The 17,723-nt window shown below is 44.2% G+C and carries 5 protein-coding genes; all 5 read right to left on the bottom strand.

Going from position 1 to position 17,723, the window contains the following annotated elements:
* Positions 1 to 8: 8 nt before the first annotated feature.
* Genes MHI11_RS03490 through MHI11_RS03470 form a run of 5 tightly spaced genes read right to left on the bottom strand, consistent with a single transcriptional unit; the run spans position 9 to position 17,704 of the window.
* A complete protein-coding gene (locus MHI11_RS03490) occupies positions 9 to 4,514 on the bottom strand; it encodes a type I polyketide synthase (protein WP_340960460.1) in 4,506 nt (1,501 codons plus the stop codon).
* Positions 4,507 to 7,176 (bottom strand): non-ribosomal peptide synthetase, encoded by a 2,670-nt coding sequence (locus MHI11_RS03485; protein ID WP_340960459.1) that lies wholly within the window; start codon positions 7,174 to 7,176, stop codon positions 4,507 to 4,509. Before MHI11_RS03485 ends, MHI11_RS03490 begins: the two co-directional genes overlap by 8 nt.
* A gap of 20 nt (positions 7,177 to 7,196) precedes the next feature.
* On the bottom strand, positions 7,197 to 16,286 hold the full coding sequence (locus MHI11_RS03480) for a non-ribosomal peptide synthetase/type I polyketide synthase (RefSeq protein WP_340960458.1): 9,090 nt from the start codon (positions 16,284 to 16,286) through the stop codon (positions 7,197 to 7,199).
* Between the two features lie 19 nt (positions 16,287 to 16,305).
* Entirely contained in the window at positions 16,306 to 17,448 is a 1,143-nt protein-coding gene (locus tag MHI11_RS03475) for an acyl-CoA dehydrogenase family protein (RefSeq protein ID WP_278178130.1), read from the bottom strand.
* A complete protein-coding gene (locus MHI11_RS03470) occupies positions 17,435 to 17,704 on the bottom strand; it encodes an acyl carrier protein (protein WP_003214412.1) in 270 nt (89 codons plus the stop codon). The genes MHI11_RS03475 and MHI11_RS03470 overlap by 14 nt, the downstream gene beginning before the upstream one ends.
* Positions 17,705 to 17,723: the final 19 nt, after the last annotated feature.

The raw sequence follows: 17,723 nt of genomic DNA, 5'->3' as shown, positions 1-17,723 counted from the left end.
TCTCCCATCTATTTTCGTTTTAATCTCTGTTTACGGCGGTTCTTCCCATCTGCCATCGCCTGTTTGCGGAGATTAGATGATTCAGTGACAGCTTGCTTTTCTTCCTTCACTCCATGTATCTTCTTCAGTTCTGCAGCCAATGACGCGATCGTTGGATGACTATACATCATGACCACTGGAACCTCTATACCATAAATTGATTTAATATGACCGCTCATCTGCAGCAAATCAAGGGATGTCGCACCCATTTCAAAGAAGTTTTCATTCACAGCCGGTTCATGAGGAAAAAAGGAGCTGAGTACATCACACAATGATGCTTCTAGACGATCATCTATGACCTGCGATATTTGTTTAGACGACTCTTCTTCCTGCTGCATAGGTGTTAATCGGTGTTTTATTCTCTCACCCATGTCTCGAACAGAAACAAGAATTTGCGGATAATCTAGACGCAGCACTTCCTGAAAGGCTTTGATTCCTTCTTCTGGTAAAATTCCCGCCTGCTCCTCGAGCGTCATCATGTCATTGACTTTAGCCGCTAATGCTGAGTCGTGTGCCATACCGACTTTTTCCCATCGATCCCAGTTTAAAGAAATCACTGGCTTTCCTTCCTGCCTCTTCGCATGAGCAAAGCTGTCCATAAAAGCATTGGAAGCGGCATAAGCCACTTGTCCAGCCGCTCCAAGAAAAGACACTAGGGATGAACAAAGTAAAAAGAAGTCGAGCGTTTCATCCTTGAGTGCTTCATCCAGCACATAGGTCCCGTTGATTTTTGCCTGACACATGCGAATTTCATCGTCTGCTGTTCTTGCTTGGATGATCTTCCCATCTGCCTCTCCTGCCGCATGAATGACACCATGTAAATCACCAAATGATGTATGAGCCAGCTGGATCGCTTTCTGCACGGCGTCTTTATCTGACACATCACCGTGTACAGTTTGTACATCAGCTCCTAACTCTTCAAGAGCCATCAGTTTTTTCACGGTTTCAGCTTCTTTCCCATCCGCATCACGCAGCTCACCCCATGCAGAACGTTCACGTATTTGCGATCGGCTGAGGAACACAAGTTTTGCTTGATACGTTTCTGCTAAATGTTGAGCTAGTGTAAAACCAATGCCTCCCATACCGCCGGTCAGGAGGTAAACACCATGAGTCCTGATAGGCTGCGTGGACGATTCCTCTTTGCTTAAAGGTGTACTTGAAGCTTTTCGAACCCACCTACTGTTCCCACGATACGCCACGACTGCCTCTTGATCGTGCATTGCAACCTCGTATGAAAGAAAGAGCGGCCAGTCCACCTTTGTTTCCTGACATAAATCAATGTGCTGACACGCAATATGCTGATATTCTTGAGGAATGGTCAGAGCTAGCCCAGTACATGCGGCTTGAAGAGGATTGACCTTCTCCATCCCAATGACATCATGCGCTTGGTTTGTCACAAGGTGAAGACGGATGGTTGTGTTATGATGCTGACTGATCAGCCTGACGAGATCGAGCACAGATAAGTAGTTTGGCTGTTCACCTGTATCTTCTGTTAGTTCATCATGCATCCAGATGATCTCTTCCGGTATAAATTCAGATTGCTGCAGTTCAGCCATCACCCACTCTAAGTGTGACAGCATATGAACGTCAGCTTTCATCAACTGGTCATTTTCTTTGATCGAATGATCACTTTGACAGACGCTGACAACCTCTGCATGCCGCTCTTTCAAATAGGCGCCAATATGACCACTTTTCTCAAAAACCAAGATACGCTTCCCTTGATGATGCTGCTCTTTTAGTACAGGTGCAGAGCGCTCCCATACCGGAATGTAAAACCAGTCTTGAAAATCAGCTGAGAGCTTCTCCCCCTTTTCTGATGGCGCTAAATTGCTCATCAACTGATCCGCTTTAAACTGCGGAGAGGGGAATATTTGATGCTCAAATGGATATGTTGGCAGTGACACTCGATATGGGGTCTTTTCTTTTCTGACAGCGCTCCAATTCGGTTCCACTCCGAAAGTCCACAGCTTTCCTATAGCTTTTTTCATATATTCATCATCAGCAGCTTGTTCTTTTGGATGTCTCACCAATGAAACAGCCGCTGCTTTATTCACATCATAGTCATCATGTCGTCTCACAAATTGAGTCAACGTATGACCTGGCCCCACTTCAATGAAAACCACTTCTCCAAGTCCAAGTAACGTCTCTAATCCTTGACTAAATAAAACAGGCTGCCTAATATGAGATGCCCAGTAATCAGGCGATGAGGCTTGCTCATTTGTTAACCAGTTCCCTGTCACATTCGAAAGGATCGGAACCTCGCCCTGCTGATAGGTGATCTCTGAGAGAACGTTCTTAAACTGTTCGGATGCTTCAGCCATCATACTCGTATGAAAGGCGTGAGAGGTTTTCAATGTTTGGACAGAAGCTCCTCTTTTTTCAGCTTGTTCGAGATAGATCTGTAACCGTTCTGAAGGACCGGAAACAACAGATAATTGTGAGCTATTCACCGCAGAAAGCTCGACACCCTCAGGAAGATCATGTTCAATCTCTTCGGCAGGGAGTGACACTCCGACCATTTCACCCCGAGGCATTTTTTGCATCAAACTGCCTCTTTTTAAAACGATACGGATGGCATCTTCAAGGTGTATGATACCGGCCACGCAGGCAGCCGTGATTTCTCCAATACTATGACCAATGAAATAATGCGGACGTATGCCTAGTCCCATCAGCTTCGATGCGAGCGCATACTCAAAACTAAACAAGATGATTTGTGTATATGATGTTTGCTGTATGAGTTGTTCTGCTTTTATGAACTCTTCTTCGGTTGTTGGATATAACACGTTCTCGATCTCAACACCTGATAAAGATAAAATGATGGCAAAACATTTCTGAAGCGTTTGTTTAAATTCAGGGTCTTTCTCATATAAATCCTTGCCCATATTCACATACTGAGCACCTTGTCCAGAAAACATCCAAACGACTGCAGGCTGTTGAAAGGCCTTTTGCGGCTGTCCGGCTGACTGGAATGTGCGGTCCGGACCTGCAAGAAAAGCTTGTCGATAAGGAAAATGCTTTCGTCCCTCTTGCAGTGTAAAGGCAGCACCTGATAGTGTGACATGCTTTTGTTCTTTTAAATAAGATGTCATTTGTTCAGCAGATTTTTGAACCGCCTGCTTCGATCTTGCAGAAATCACCATTAGTTCATGATCTCTTTCTAATGACGGTTTGTCGGCGGCGGGTGCCTCTTCCATGATCAGGTGGACATTCGTTCCACCGACTCCAAATGAACTAACTCCGGCACGCAGCGGCTGCTCTATTTTCGTCCATGGTACGGGTGTTGTATTGACATAAAATGGACTTAATTCAAAATCAATTTTCGGATTCGGTCTTTTATAATGAAGGCTAGGCGGCAGCATCTGATGGTACAGACTAAGCGTTGTCTTGATAAAACCTGCAACCCCTGCGGCTGAGTCAAGATGACCAATATTGGTTTTCACAGACCCAATCGCACAAAACTGTTTTTTATCCGTTTGAAAGGCTTTCTTTAGTGACTCAATTTCAACCGGATCTCCAAGAGTTGTACCTGTGCCATGTGCTTCAATATAAGAAATACTCTCAGCTTCTACACGACTGATGTTGAGTGCCTTTTTAATCACTTCGCTTTGTCCTTCTATACTTGGTGCTGTGTAGCCAACCTTCCGCCCGCCGTCATTGTTATAGGCTGAACCTTTAATCACGCCATAGATATGGTCCTTATCTTTTAGTGCCTGCTTTAATGATTTGAGCACAACAACACCACAGCCCTCACCGCCAACGGTGCCTTTTGCCTGTTCATCAAAAGCTCGGCAGTGCCCATCCGGCGACATGATCATCCCCTCTTGATACATGTATCCTTTTTTGTGAGGGGTCGTAATGGTGACGCCGCCTGCGAGTGCCATTTTACATTCTCCGGTAATCAGGGCGCGCGCCGCCATATGAATGGCAGTCAAAGAGGAAGAACAGGCTGTATCAACAGCTACGCTCGGTCCCTTCAAATTCAATTTGTAGGATACCTTTGTGTTCATGAAATCTTTATCTGTTAACTGAACAGCCGCAAATTGTTCAGATGAGTCATTGGTTCTCATCAGCATGGAAGCAGCTTGCCAATATAAATTAGCAGAAGCGGCTCCAAATAAACCAATCGGTTCCTGATAGGTTTCAGGGTTATAGCCTGCATCTTCAAGAGATTCCCACGCCACCTCATGAAACATGCGGATTTGCGGGTCCATTACTTCTGCTTCACGCTGTGAATAACCAAAGAAATCTGCATCAAAATGATCATGCTGATCAACTGCTCCTTTGGCACGTACATATTGCTCATGATCTAATGCCTCTTTCTCAACCCCTGCCTCAAGCAGCTCTTCCTTCGAAAAGAACGTAATGGACTCTCTTCCATTTGCAAGGTTGTCCCAAAAGTGATGAATATTCTTTGCTCCGGGAAAACGGCAGGCCATCCCAACCACTGCAACCTCTAATCCTGTGAACTTACTCATCTATCATCCCGCCTAACAGTTGAGCGGCACTTTCTAAGTCATCCGCTTCATTTTCTCCATCATCTTCGATCTGTTTCTCTTGCCCTGATGCTTTGTTTTTTAATTGAGCAGCTATTTGCGAAACAGTTGTATATTGGAACAGCTCCATTACTGTCAGCTCCTGCTGAAATTCCTCTTTCACTTTATTGGACAGCTCAACGATATTAAAAGAGTTCCCGCCTAAGTCAAAAAACGGTTCATCTATACGAATCTGCGAAGCAGGGACTTGTAAAATAGAGGCGAAGATGCGAACAAGCTTCTGCTCTGTTTCATTATGTGCTTGAATGGTCACTGGCTCTTGATTGTCTGCCAGCTGATCTTCTGGATTCGGCAGTGCTTGGATATCCAATTTCCCCGATAGATTCAAAGGAAATTGCTCTATTTGAATGACATGCCTCGGCACCATATAACCTGGTAATCTTTCACTTAAAGACTGACGAAGCGCACGCTGATCTATCACTTGTTTTGCCATCATGTATGCGCAAATGTATTGGTCCTGATCCTGCGTTTCCTTAGGAATGACAATGACATCTTGAATCAATCCTTGCATATGCGGGTCATCAAGAATCGCTCTGCGGATTTCCTCTAGCTCAACTCGATATCCCCTAATTTTCACTTGACCGTCGTTTCTCTTGGCAAATTCTAATAATCCATCAAACCGCCATCTTGCAAGGTCTCCCGTACCGTATAACACCCCGCTGCTGAGCTCTGGTTTTTTGATAAATTTCTCCTTGCTCAGATCAGGGTGATTGATGTACCCACGACCTACACCATCGCCTGCTATATATAACTCTCCAAAGACGCCAATCGGAACTAGCTCTCTTTGCGCATCACATATGAAAATATGCTCATTCGGCATCGGCTGCCCAATAGGAATGACTTGCTCATCCCAGTCTTGGGGAATCAGAAAGGATGATGACTGAACCGTACATTCAGTCGGTCCATACGCATTAATCATGATTGGTTTTTTACCTGATATATGCTGTAAAAATTGATCCATCAGCTCTTTTGTAAACACCTCTCCGCCCACCAGCAGCATCTTCAACGCTGGCAGGTCTTGTTTTGATTGCGTTGCTGCCTTGTTCATCAGCTTTAAATGAGAGGGGGTCACATCAGACAGCTGGATGTGATGTTCTTGGTAAAACGACCATAACGCATGCCCATCCATACGGACTTCATCTTTGGCAATATGCAGCGTATGTCCGAGGAGCAATGCCGGGAACAATGTTTGAACAGACGCATCAAAAATGTGTGAAGCCAGCATCCCTACTTGCAAAGGATCAGGGAGCAGATCAAAAAAGCGCGTTTTCATTCCATATACCAAATTAATGACATGACGATGTTCGATAACGACACCTTTCGGATGCCCTGTCGTACCTGATGTATACAGGACATACGCCATATCCGAAGACGAGATAGACCAAGTCAGATTCTCTTTTATTGATGATTCTTGAAGCATGTCTTGAATCACATGAACCTCGACATCCAATCCTTCGTGTCCTTCTGCATCCGAGACAATAGCTGTAGCACCGCTGTTTTTGAGCATATACCGAATTCTTTCAATCGGCAGATGGACATCAATCGGTAAATAAGCATAGCCAGCCTTTAAGATGCCAAGAATAGCAATGACAAGTTCAGCAGATCGATACATTCTGAGTCCAACAGGAGTCTCACATGTTATCTGACTTTGAGATAGTCTAAGCGCAATGCGATCTGATAAATGATCAACCTCTTCATATGTATAGGAGGTGGTGCCAAACACAACAGCCGTTCGTGCTGGATGCAATTGGACTTGTTGTTGAAATAACGACACAATATCACGATCCACTGGATAAGCGAGCGACTCCCCTTGAAACGAATCAAACAGCTGACTTTTCTCCATATCAGATAAAAATGAGTGTGTGCTCATCGTTTGCTCAGGCGTTTCGAGACATTGCTCTGTGAATCCCATGAAATGATTGGAGAACTGCTCCATCATGTGGTCATCATAAATGGAAGCATCCCAGTGAACTTCAGCATGAAGTTGATCTTGTTCTTTCTTCCAAACAATAAGCACATCCGCATGCAGCTGCTCTCTGTCAGCTTGCCCATGCAATGGCTCAAATGCACATGCCAGATTGACACGCTTCTTGTCTTCTTCTATTGAACGCCAAAGCTCATCCATTAAAATATGAACAGGATAGTTTTGATGACGCACTGCCTCTTGAAACGATTGTTTCACTGCCTCTAGCCCTGCGCTAAAGCTCATATGAGGCTCAATTTCTGCCTTAAGCGGCAGTATATGATTGATGGCTGATTGATTGGCAGACTGTTCCATTGTAGGAACAGTCACCATCAACTCAGTTTTTCCGCTATAACGTTGAAGCAAGCCAAAAGCAGCTGTGGTGAGCACGATAAACAGGCGCAAATCAGAATCTCCACATAATTGCTTTAACGAATGATTCATAGCCACAGGGAAGGACGAATGAAGCGATCGGTTCATTGCAGCAGGCTTGGCTTGTGAAACCGTATGAGGAATGCGGCCATCAAGCTGGACACCTGATAAGATCGATGTCCAGTAGGCTCTTTCCCTCACCCTTTCCTTCGCCGCTGCTTTCAGTTGAAAATCATCATGTTCAATCACTCTTCCATTCACCTCTTTACTTATATTTTCAAGTCATCTAATTCGAAAAGAGATACGTCATCTAATTGCTCGAATGAAGAAGTCAGTTCGATCTCCTCTATTCTTACAGCATCTACTGAAACAGCCCTCATGATGTCTTTCAGCAAGCCCGCAATCCGTTCGATGGTTTCCTCTGTGAAAAGCTCAGCATTATATTCAATCGTTGAAGAAAGACCGTCTTCCTGCTCATACGCAATCCAGAGTAAATCAAAGCGTGACGTTCCTGTCTCATACGGATAATCACTAAAGGTTAAGCCGCCTACCTTCAGTTCTGGCTGATTCATATTTTGCAAGGCAAACACAGCATCAAACAATAGATTCCGGCTGACACTCCGGCTTAACTGGAGATCTTGAACCATTTGTTCATATTGATAGTCTTGATGTCCGAAATCATCGATGACATGTGCTTTCACATCCTGTAGGAATTGCTGGTACGTCAGCTCTGCTTTAGGATACAAACGAAGTGGTAGCATATTGACAAAAATACCGATCACTTGCTGCAGCTCCTCTTGTTTTCTCCCTGCTACCGGAACCCCGACCGTGATATCTGATTGTCCGCTTAATTTATGAAGCAAAATCTGATATACACTTAACAAACCCATAAACAGTGTGGCGTCTTCCTTTAAAATCACCTGCTTAAACGCGTTCAGCTCCACTTCTTCTATACGGAACGTATAATGTCCGCCGCGGAATTGTCTCACTTCCGGCCGATCGAAATCTGTAGGCAGATCAAGTAGCGGGGCACTTTCTAACCGGTTTTTCCAGTAATCACTCGATTCTTTCAGTGCTTCCGACGCAAGCAAGTCATTTTGCCATTCTGAAAAATCTTTATATTGCAGAGCGAGAGGCTCAAGCGTCCTACCGTCATATAACTGCATAAAGTCATTGACCAAAATATCTTGAGAAAGACCGTCTGAGATAATGTGGTGCATGTCTAGCATAAGTACGAATTCCTCTTCTGCCAGCTTCATCACGCCGACTCTCATCAATGGAGCCTCACTTAACGTAAAGGCAGTCAAAAATTGTTCAATCACTTGTTTTTGATCTTCCTCAGATCCTTGTGTCGATCCGTTAGTGAGGTCAAATAATGTGACTGCAAATGGTACCTCTTCTTCAATCTTTTGATAAGGGACGCCATTCTCTAGTACAAACGCTGTCCGCAAACTTTCGTGTCTCTTAATAAGCTGCTGAAATGCCCATTCCAACCTGCTAATATCGAGTTTCCCTTTGATTCGTCCCGCTTTAAACTCGTTGTATCCTGTGCTGTTTACATCCATTTGTTGCATGAGATACAACCGTTTTTGCGCAGACGACAGAGGATAATGCTCCTTCACTTCGGCTTTTTCAATCGCATGATAAGCAGCAGTATCTGCTTGATCGATATATGCTGCCATTAATCGTATCGTAGGGATTTGGAAAAATTGTGGCAGCGTCAGCTCTACACTAAATGCACGATGAATGATGCCAATGAACGTAATCGCCTTTAGAGAATCTCCACCCATTTCAAAGAAATGATCATCTATGCCAATTTCATCAATCTTAAAGAAAGCTTGCCAATGTTGACTTAATGCCTTCTCCAGCTCCGTTTCAGGTGCCGCATAATTCGTGGAAAGCGCTGGGCGAGAATACAAGTTTCCATCTTGTTCATGCTCTCCGCCGCTCTCTTCCTCAAGGGATAAACGGTCTACATATCGGTGAATACGATCATGTAATGATGTTGTCGAAATAACCATTTGTTCCACTTGATCTAGTGAAAGCAATCGTTCAAAGATCATTCTTCCTTCTTTTTCTGTAATTAACGTTTCGGTGACATCATCTCCGATTGGTAGATCAAGCTGCTTCCCCTGCTCAAATTCCCAGCCGTCAAAGCTAATGACAGACCACTGTGTTTCTGAACGTAGATTGCGTTCATACACGTACGCATCGATGAAATGATTCACAGCTGTATAGGCTGTAAAACCGAGTCCACCCAAGATCGGTGACAAAGATGACAGGACAAAACAGAAATCAAGGGATCGATCCCCTAAGACGGCATCAAGATGAAGCACACCATTCATCTTCGCTTCAAAATGCGGCTCTGAAAATGTGACATCTGTTTGCTCCATCACCTGGAAAGATTGGTCGCCTGTCACTCCAGCTGCATAGATCACGCCATCGATCTGCCCATATGACGCATCCACTGTGTTGATCAATTGCTGGATATCTTCCTTGTGACGAACGTCTACTTTCTGAACGAGAATATCTGCGCCTGTCTCTTCCAGTGCCATTACCCTTTGGATTTTTTTCTTTGTTGGATCTTGATCATCATGCGTAGACAGCCATTCTTGCCACTTGCTTCTATCAGGGAGTCCAGACCTGCTCGTTAAGATCAACGTTCCCTTCGTTTGCTCGGCCAAAGCCTGGGCGATATTCAATCCAATAAATCCAAGTCCGCCAATTAAAATGTATACACCATCTTTTTTAGCCAAATGAGCCTTTCCTGTTTCAGGAACTGAACTATTCGCATACTTTTTCACATATCGCTTATTTCGTCGATAGACCGTGAGAAGCTGTCCATACGCTCGATCTAGCTCATCGCTTATTTGCTTTAGCAATCTCTTTTCTTGAACCCCATTTTCCACTGGACGATCAATATCAAGAATGCGGTAACGTAAGTTCGGTGTTTCTTGTGAAATCACCATCGCAGGTCCTAGATGGATCGCTTTTTCAGGATAAAGTACAGGCTCACCGCCAACGGCATACGTCAATGAGGAAAGAACTGTAATTGACACCTTTTGGTCCAACACATATTTTTTCAGTGCCTGACCGATATAAAGCAAGGAGTAATAAGCATCTTGCTGCGTTTGCTTCACCCATTCTTCTTCCGTGTGAGATGAGTGTCGTTCTGAAAGCCCCCATAGATGACAAACTTTTGACACGTTGATTTCATCATCTGCCAGATTTGATATGAGCCTTTCATAATCAGATGGCTCATGTGACCGAATGGTATAGCTTTTTTCATCATGCTTCGTAAATTCATTTCCTTTACGAACCACTACGGACTCGTTCCGTTTCGTCATGAGCTCAGCCGCAATCTTCTCTCCAAAAGCAGATGGATCTGCAAACAAAAGCAAGGCTCCGCCAGATGTATCTTCTGATGGCACGCAAGGTAAAAGATCCGCTTCCCAATGAGGGGTATAGAACCATTCATCCATTTGCTGCTTTCGCCCAGACTGCTTTGGTTTTTCTTGTTTCACACGATCTGCTGCATCATACCAATAAGAGGTTTGATCAAACGCATACGTTGGCAGCGGCATTTTCCGCGGCTGACGGTTTAGATGGAACCTGTCCCACTCAATAGATAATCCGTTTGTCCATAGACGTCCCATTTGACCAAGTAAAAATTCAGTATCCGTCACATCTTGTTTTGCATGTCTTAACACATGACATACATGCTGATTCAGGCCGTTCAGCGACCGGTTGACCATCACACTTAAATCTTGTCCTGGGCCAATCTCAATTAATTGAATATTGTCCTCTTGTAAAAGATTTGTGACACCTTCAGCAAAGCGAACTGTATCGGTCATATGCCTTTTCCAATAAGACATATCCTTCGCACTCGTATCTGTCATCCAATCTCCTGACAAATTCGAAATGAATGGAATACGAAGCGACTTGGCTTTCATATGCGTTAATTTTTCTCCGAATTGCTCCGCTGCCTCCTTCATGACATGTGAGTGGGCGGCAATGGTTCCACCTAATCGCATACACATCAATCTGTTGCTTTTCAGCTCTTGTTCAAATTCACTTATCGCCTCTTCTAGACCTGACACGATACATGATGAATCATTGACAACCGCGAGAGAAATATCTTTTGGAAGCATCGGTTTTAGCTCTGCCTCAGGTAATGGAACACTCATCATGACGCCGGCTGGTGACGACTGCATCGCATTCGCACGATAGGCGACCATGGACATTGCGTCCTTTAAGCTGAATAGCCCTGATATGGCGGCTGCTGTTAATTCGCCAAAGCTATAGCCGATCATTGCATCAGGACGAACGCCCCATTCAATGAAAAGCATGGATAAGGCATATTCAATGGCAAAAATGGCTGGCTGTGCATATTGAGTACTTGCCAATTGTTCACGTGCCTTTTCTGTTTCAGCCGCTAATGGGTACAGAATACGGGCAAGACTTCGTCCCGTTGCTTCTTCATATGCTTGAAAACAAGCATCCATTTGCTTCTTAAAGTAAGGCTCTTCCCGGTACAAATCTAATCCCATATTGAGATATTGATTGCCTTGTCCAGAAAACATAAAAATAATCTTTTGTTTTTCCACATGCGAATGCATGAGCTTTCCAATGCCCTTGCCTTGCTTTTCTGTTAATACTCTTAGAGCATCTTCTCTTGTTGCCGCAACAAATGCCTGACGGAAACCAAAGGATTGTCTTCCTGTTTGCAGCGTATAAGCTGCGTCTGCCAAATTGATAGAAGGCGTGTTTTCTATTTGGCTTGCGAGTTTGTCTTTCATTCGTTCCAAGCTCGATTTGCTCTTTGCTGAAAGAACAAGCAGCTCAGCAGAACGAGGCATTTGCTGACGATCTCTTTGTGGTGCTTCTTCTAAAATGACATGTGCATTCGTTCCACCCATTCCAAATGAGCTCACCCCAGCCCGTCGCAAATGGGAAGCTGGCTGCTTCCAGTCGGTCAGGTCCGTGTTGACAAAGAAAGGGCTATGTTCAAATGCAATGTTTTCATTGGCTTTTTTGAAGTGTAGACTAGGTACAAACGTGTGATGCTGAAGCGAAAGCACAGCTTTGATCAAGCCAGCTGCTCCTGCCGCTGCATCTAAATGTCCAATATTTGTTTTCACAGACCCAATGCGGCAAAATTGTTTTTTTTCTGTTTCGAAAGCCTTTGTGAGCGCCTCGATTTCAATCGGATCACCAAGTGATGTGCCAGTTCCATGTGTTTCCACATATTCAATCGTATCTGGTGAAACATCTGCTTGATGCAGAGCATCCTGAATGACACGTGTCTGTCCTTCGACGCTCGGAGCATTGAAACCAACCTTTTGATCACCATCATTGTTGATGGCAGAGCCCTTAATAACCGCATAAATATGGTCACCATCTTCTATGGCTTCACTCAGTGCTTTTAAAGCAACAAGACCAACACCATCTCCGCCAACAGTTCCATCCGCTTGATCGTCAAAGGCGCGGCAATGGCCATCGCTTGATTTCACCATGTTCTGTTGATAAACGTAGCCTGATTTCACTGGGTGCAGGATCGACACACCTCCCGCAAGAGCTACATCTGAATCACCATTTGCAATGGATTGACAAGCCAAATGCAAGGCGACCAAAGAAGTTGAACAAGCGGTTTGCAGCGTAAGCGCCGGTCCTTTCAAATTCAATTTATGGGCAATTCTTGTACTTACGGTATACGTATCATTGAGTGAACCCACTTCAAACAGCTCTGACATGCTGCTATCAAGGGAAGCGGCAAAACGCTGAATCCATTGGAAGTTCGAAGTGGACCCAGTAAACAAACCGACCTTCCCCGTATAATCTTCTTGCACATACCCCGCATCTTCCAGCGCCTTATAGGCGTACTCATGCAGGAGGCGTATTTGAGGATCCATCATTTCTGCCTGACCTGGCGAATAACCGAAGAAGGATGCATCAAATAAATCAGGTCCATCAATGACACCCTTTGCCCTCACATAATCAGATCGCTCGAAGGTTTGACGGTCAATACCAGCTTCAAGCAGTTCTTCATCGGAAAAGAAGGAAATTGATTCTTCTCCATTCTTCAAATTTCGCCAAAATGCCTCAACATTTTTCGCACCTGGGAATTTACCAGCCATTCCAATAATGGCAATCGGCTCATTGGCTTTTCTTGTCTTTTGTTTTACAGGCTGCGCGCCTGCCGCTGCCTGCTCTGAATCGCCGCTTAAATATGCGGCAAGCTCTCTAATCGTTGGACGGCGGAACATTTCGACCATTGGAATGCTTTGATTCAATTGCTTAGCGAGCTGTTGATTGACGTGGATCAAATTGAGTGAATGCCCGCCAATGTCAAAGAATTTGTCATGGACACTTACCTCATCTAAGCCGAGGACTTTTTTCCAAATGGCTTGAATGACTTTCTCCGTATCAGAAAGATGGTCCGAGCCCGCATGTTTTTTCGTTTGCTGCGCCTGTTTCAAAGCAGGTAAAGCTCGTTTGTCTAGTTTGCCATTGGCAGTCAGCGGCATATCGTCCAATTGAACAAAGTGAGTTGGGATCATATAATCCGGCAGCTGATCAGCCAACGCTTGTTTTAATGCCGCTTGATTAAGTATGGCTGTCGTGACAACATATGCGGCCAAACATGGTGTACCAGAAGCATCTGGCTTTACAACAACTGCTGCTGCTTTGATTCCTGGCTGTTCATTCAGCCAAAATTCAATTTCACCAGTTTCAATCCGGTAGCCTCTCAGCTTCACTTGATCATCATTTCGACCTAAAAATTGAATGAGCCCATTAGGGAGAATGCGCGCTGCATCACCTGTTTTATAAATTTTTTCTCCTGGCTGGAAAGGGTGATCGACAAACCTTTCTTCGGTTAGTTCTGGGCGATTCAAATAGCCTTTTGCGACACCTTTTCCGCCAATATATAATTCACCGACGGCTCCTTCCGGCATGAGATTCATATGTCTGTCAAACAGAAGAATATCTGTATGCTGTGCAGGCTTTCCAATCGGTACATACACGTCCTGATCAAGGTCCTGGTCATATCGATGAATCATGCAGCCAACGACCGTTTCAGTTGGTCCATATTCATTCACAATTTCAATTGGCTGCGGGAAGGACTGCTGAATGGATTTCGCTAAAGATGTTTCCAGCTGTTCTCCGCCTAAAATGAAACATTTCATTTGGCTGTCTGGGAAAGACAAATGCTTAATAAACTGTAAATGAGATGGTGTCAGTTTCATCACATGTACGCGATTGTCTTTTATGATGTCTTCGACAAGCAGCTGCCGGTTTTCATGGTGATAAATCATGATGGTATTTCCTGAAATGAGCGGCGTGAAAATAGAAGTAACCGTCAGGTCAAAGGACAGTGAAGTATACAAAGCAAAATGCCTTGTTTCTCCTCGAACATATACTTGCTTTGCCCAATCAATATAGTTGGCTAAACCAAGATGATGAATGAGTACACCTTTAGGTCTTCCTGTCGTACCTGATGTATAAATGCAGTAGGCTGTTTGGTCTGAGGTGATGGCTTCTGCCAAGTTGTCTGATGGTCCGGTGTATAGATCCGGCTGTGTGATATCAATTTTTTCTCCATGATAGGCATAGGTGAGCCCTTTCATTGGATGGGTTAAGAGCCATTCTACTCCGCTGTCTTCTAATAGATATTCTATTCGTTCCTGCGGATATTCAGGATCAATCGGCACGTAAGCACCGCCAGCTTTTAAGATCGCTAAGCATGCTATCACCATTTCAATGGAATGCTCTGCTAAAATGCCGACACGCTGCTCCTGTTTGACCCCTTTGTTTTGTAAATAATGTGCGAGCTGGTTCACTCTCTTATTGAGTTGTTCATATGTAACCGTCGTACCGCCAAATTCAACTGCGGCTGCCGCTGGCGTTCGCTCTACTTGTTCTTCAAATAGGTTAATCACGGTTGGCTCATTGCTAGATGTTGCTCCGCCATATTGCTTGAAGACCGCTAACTGCTTTTCTTTCTCTTTTTCTGATAGCAGCTGTAGTTGAGCAGCAGATTTATGCGGATGTGCACATGCATCAGACAGGAGATGAAGAAAATGCTGACACCACTTTTCGATTTGTTCAGCTGAAAAGGTGACGGGGTTATACACCAATGAAAAGTGCAGCTGATCATCAAACGCCTGAACACTAAGCGTGAGATCGAATTCTGTCTGCTCAGTCATCTCAAATCCACGAATACGAATTGGCTGATCGTTTTTCGTGAGCATTTGATCTAGTGGATAGTTTTCAATGACGACGATTGAATCAAATAATGATTGCTCTGCAGTCATTCCCGCATATTTCTTTAAGTCAGATAGCGGGGTATGTTCATATTCATTTCTTACAGCGATCTCACGGCTCACTTCCTGCATCTGTTCAAGAATTGGCCGCTCTTGTTCGAATGAGACCCGCAGCGGTAATGTGTTAATGAACAATCCAGTCATCTTTTCAATATGAGGGACATCCGCATTTCTCCCTGATACTGTTGTCCCAAAGACAATATCATCTTGGTTCGCATACTTAGATAGCAAAACTCCCCACAGCGTATACATCACAGATGCCAGCGTCACGTCATATTGATTCGTGAATTTGCTCAAGCTCTCCGCAATGGAAGTATCTACTTGATGTTCATATTGATGAAACACTTCTGAATTTTCATGTGTGCTACTTGACTTCGGAAGCAGTTCTGCATAACTCCAACCGTTGAAAACATTTTTCCAATAGGCGGCTTGTGCTTCTGTCTGTTGAAGGTTTTTCTGCTGCCATTTGACAAAGGATTGGTAGGACGGTCTTTGTTCCAGAAGAGGTTTGTCCCCATTCGATAAGCGCTCATATGCACTCATCCAATCGCTTAATACAATCCCAAGGCTCCATCCGTCTAATAAAATATGATGGAAGCTAATGAGAACCCAGCTGACTTCATCATTCACTTCACATAACGTCAGACGAAATGGGACTTCCTGCAGATCAAAGCGTTCTTCTCGGTTCTGAGCCGTCACCTCCCCTTTCAGCACATGAAGAGGCTCCTTCGCTTCTGTCAAATCACGATATCGAATGTCTGGCTGATGCTCCTTCAGCACAATTTGTACTGGTCTTGCGAGTTCCTGCCATCTGAACAATGTTCTAAGCATTTCATGCTGTTTGGTGACATTCGTCCATGATTGTTCAAAAATGGCTCGATCTATCGGTCCGTCTATTTCGATCAGCAGTTGTTCAAAATAAGCTGTTCCGTTCGGTTCCATTAAATGATGAAACAGCAGTCCTTCTTGGATCGTAGTGATAGCTAACATATTTTCAATGTTCTGTTTATCCAGCTTCTGCGGCTGTAAAGCCATGGGATCATCTCCTTTCTCTCTAAGAATGTTTCACGAAATAATGGCGTAAACCATAGTTAGCAATAACCTGTTGCTGAATTTGCGAAGTTCCTTCAATAATTTCAAGCACCTTCGCTTCACGATATAGTCTTGAAGCTGAGTTTTCCCGGCTAAATCCACTCCCGCCATGAATTTGGACATTTGTATTTGTAATGTCCACAGCGATTTTAGAGGTGAAATATTTTGCAATGGATGTTTCTGTGATTGCATCAGGATGATTCGCTTCTCTCATTTCCCCAGCCTTTAGGCATAAGGCTCTCGCTGCATGGAGCTGAGTCACCGCATCTCCGATCATGCCTTTGATCATTTGATGCTTGTACAATTTCTCATTAAATTGTGTTCTTTTACGTGAATACGTAACAAGAGAATCAACGGCTTCTTGTGCAATGGCAAGCCCTGCCCAAGCGACACTGTATCTTCCATGGTCTAATGCGAGTGACACCACGTGGTTAAATCCGCCCCCAACTGGTCCTAAGACACAGTCTTCATGCACCTGGACATGATCGAGGGTGATTTCCGCTAAATATGACGCTCGGTTGGCCATCATTCCTGTAATTCTCTCAATCTCTACACCCGCCTGATCTCGATCGACAAGGAATGCCGTGACTTGTTCACCGTCTCTTGCAATCACAATAAAGAAATCGGCAATCGCTCCAAAGGAAATCCACTTTTTCTTCCCATTTAATACATAGGATTGTCCTTCCTTTTGATAGCTTGTTTCAACATGATTGGCATCTGAACCAATATTCGGCTCTGACAAAGCAAAGGCACCGATTTTTTCTCCTTTAGCTAATTCAACGAGCCAGCCTTGTTTTTGATCTTCTGTTCCATAACGAAGAATGGCTTCTCCTACAAGTGAATTGACTGTCAATAATGTCCGTACATTACAGCAAGCTTTTCCCACTTGTTCCGTGAACTGTCCATATGCGATTGGATCAAGCCCCAGCCCTTGATAGGAAGACGGGATACCTGCTGCCAAGTAGCCTCGTTTCGCCATATCTCGAATCAGCGACTCTGGCAAATGTTCCGTCTCATCGAATTCATTGGCAAACGGACGGATATGTTCATCGCAATACTGTCGTATTTCTTCAATGGCATTGATCGTTTGTTCAGCTGTTTTCATGAAGAGCCGCCCCCTGTTGTTTTCTCTCAATTAAGGCGACAATGCGATTGACGGTACTAAAATGAGCAATGTCGAGGTCTTCGTTATCTAATTGGAATTGAAAGTCATGTTCGATATAGTTCACTAGTTTCATCGCAAATAGAGAATTCACAAAGCCTTGTTCAAAAATATGATCATCATTTCCAAGCTCAATTTCCTCATCAAATACCACTAGGTTTTGCTCGATATAGGCTCTTACTTGTTCGTGTAGGTTCATGATTTAATCTCCTCGCTTT

The organism is Bacillus sp. FSL K6-3312 (assembly GCF_038007485.1).
GTDB lineage: Bacteria > Bacillota > Bacilli > Bacillales > Bacillaceae > Bacillus > Bacillus pumilus.
Note: the sequence above shows the minus strand (reverse complement) of the source record. Positions and strands in the feature narration are given on the sequence as shown.

Bases quoted from the DNA above. Each gene is read 5' to 3' on its own strand.
- MHI11_RS03490 (WP_340960460.1), bottom strand. From the start codon at position 4,514: ATGAGTAAGTTCACAGGATTAGAGGTTGCAGTGGTTGGGATGGCCTGC.
- MHI11_RS03480 (WP_340960458.1), bottom strand. From the start codon at position 16,286: ATGGCTTTACAGCCGCAGAAGCTGGATAAACAGAACATTGAAAATATG.
- MHI11_RS03475 (WP_278178130.1), bottom strand. From the start codon at position 17,448: ATGAAAACAGCTGAACAAACGATCAATGCCATTGAAGAAATACGACAG.
- MHI11_RS03470 (WP_003214412.1), bottom strand. From the start codon at position 17,704: ATGAACCTACACGAACAAGTAAGAGCCTATATCGAGCAAAACCTAGTG.